The organism is Shewanella sp. 11B5 (genome assembly GCF_002836795.1).
Lineage (GTDB): Bacteria > Pseudomonadota > Gammaproteobacteria > Enterobacterales > Shewanellaceae > Shewanella > Shewanella frigidimarina.
Genome location: NZ_PJAP01000754.1, coordinates 1 through 1,839, shown reverse-complemented (window position 1 = coordinate 1,839; position 1,839 = coordinate 1). Strand labels below are relative to the sequence as shown.

The 1,839-nt window shown below is 37.8% G+C and carries 3 protein-coding genes; 2 read left to right on the top strand and 1 reads right to left on the bottom strand.

The window, feature by feature from the left end; all coding sequences use genetic code 11:
- Positions 1 to 294 precede the first annotated feature (294 nt).
- Positions 295 to 657: a winged helix-turn-helix transcriptional regulator gene (locus CXF78_RS16110; protein ID WP_102037352.1), complete on the bottom strand. Its 363-nt coding sequence runs from the start codon at positions 655 to 657 to the stop codon at positions 295 to 297.
- A 78-nt stretch (positions 658 to 735) separates the two neighbouring features.
- Here CXF78_RS16110 and CXF78_RS16105 point away from each other — a divergent pair, with 78 nt between their 5' ends.
- Together CXF78_RS16105 and CXF78_RS16100 are read left to right on the top strand one after the other, a co-directional pair.
- Positions 736 to 1,062, top strand: a complete 327-nt coding sequence (locus tag CXF78_RS16105) for a nuclear transport factor 2 family protein (protein WP_102037351.1) — start codon at positions 736 to 738, stop codon at positions 1,060 to 1,062.
- Positions 1,059 to 1,838, top strand: coding sequence for an SDR family oxidoreductase (locus tag CXF78_RS16100; protein ID WP_102037350.1), 780 nt, complete (start codon positions 1,059 to 1,061; stop codon positions 1,836 to 1,838). The genes CXF78_RS16105 and CXF78_RS16100 overlap by 4 nt, the downstream gene beginning before the upstream one ends.
- Position 1,839 lies beyond the last annotated feature (1 nt).

Here is a 1,839-nt window from a genome sequence, read left to right as displayed (position 1 = left end):
CAACCGGACTCTTTTCTAAAAGAGATTTCAAATTCTATCGGCGACTGATCTGCATTTGCTGAGAGCAATCATTCTACATTGTAATATTTCATACATTTAGCCACGTCATCACACATATGTTGAAGATTAGGCTGTGGCACTTTAATAGTTACTAAAGTGCATTTTTCACTAATAAATATAGAATGTTTATAGCTTAAAAATGTGCCCAAGTTTACGGTGCCACATTATTATTCACTAAAGCAATATCTAATCTAAAAAGCTTTATTGCTATACAACCAACATACAAAATAGATACTAGTCTTTTCTGTTTATGTCGTCATGGTTTCGCTGCTCTGTCCAATGCAGTAATGAATCAAGAGTAGGACAAAGTGCCTGTCCCCAGTCAGTCAGCGAGTATTCCACTTTTGGGGGGACTACGGGATAGGATACCCGGTTGACTAAACCATCAGTCTCCAACTGTCTCAATTGTTGTGCCAGCATTTTTTGCGAAACTTCAGGTATAGCGCGTTCTAACTCTGAGTATCGCATCACTTGACCACCAAATAATTGGAATAAAATACGTAATTTCCATCGCCCTTCTAACATCTTCAAACATTGGTCGACAGCTTCAGCACCTGTTATACGACTGTATTCATTTCGTTTTTTAATTTTTTTCATACTTACTTTTTAGTGTGTACTTCACATTATGTAATGAATCGATAGTATAGCAACTCATTTCAAACAAAAGGATATTTTATGCCTATTCACCCTGAACCACTAAACCAATTCTTTGATGCTTCAAATACTAAAACTCGAAAAATGTTGATAAGTTGTTTTAGTGAAGATGCTGTCGTTAAAGATGAAGGTAAAACTCATACTGGTAAAAAAGCTATTTCAATCTGGACCGATTTGGCAATTTCTACATATCAATCAAGTTATCAAGTGCTTAGTATCAAATTAACGTCACTAGGCGCAGATGTTGTAGCAATGGTGTCAGGTTCATTTTTGGGCAGTCCAATTGAACTCTCTTTTCAATTTGCTCTTACTAATAATTTAATCACTCAGTTGGAAATAAAACTATGAAAAACAGTGAATTTAAGGGGCAGACCTACTTCGTCACTGGTGGAACGAAAGGTATTGGGCAAGCTACTGTCAATTCTTTGGTTGAACTAGGAGCGAATGTAATTACCACCTCTCGCGCTTTACCTGAGTTTCCATTAAAAAACGTAATTTATATTCAAGCCGATATAAGTACAATTGAAGGTTGCTTTGATGTGATTACAAAAATCAATGAGCTTGTTGAGTGTTTACAGGGAATCGTACATGTAGTGGGTGGCAGTTCCGCTCCTGTAGGTGGTTTTGCTGTCCTTGATGATAATGAATGGGATAAAGCGTTAAACCAAAATCTGTTGGCTGCGGTTAGATTAGACCGAGGATTAATTCCACCAATGATTGAGGCAGGAAAAGGTACAGTGATCCACATTAGTTCTATTCAACGATCATTGCCTTTATATCATTCAACCATTGCATACGCTGCGTCTAAGGCAGCTTTGTCAAATTACAGTAAATCGCTTTCTAATGAACTGGGTCCCCAAGGACTTAGAGTAATGAGTATTGCTCCTGGCTGGGTTCTTACTGGAGCGGCACGTGATTTTGTAAATACTTTAGCACACAGTACAGGTAGCGATTTTGACACAGCGAAACAAAAGTTAATGGAAGATTTAGGTGGTATTCCAATAGGTAGACCCGCGGATCCTAGTGAAGTAGCCGAACTAACAGCATTTCTATTATCAGAAAAAGCCAAGTCAATTCATGGTGCAGAATATGTGATTGATGGTGGTACGATACCAACGATTTAAA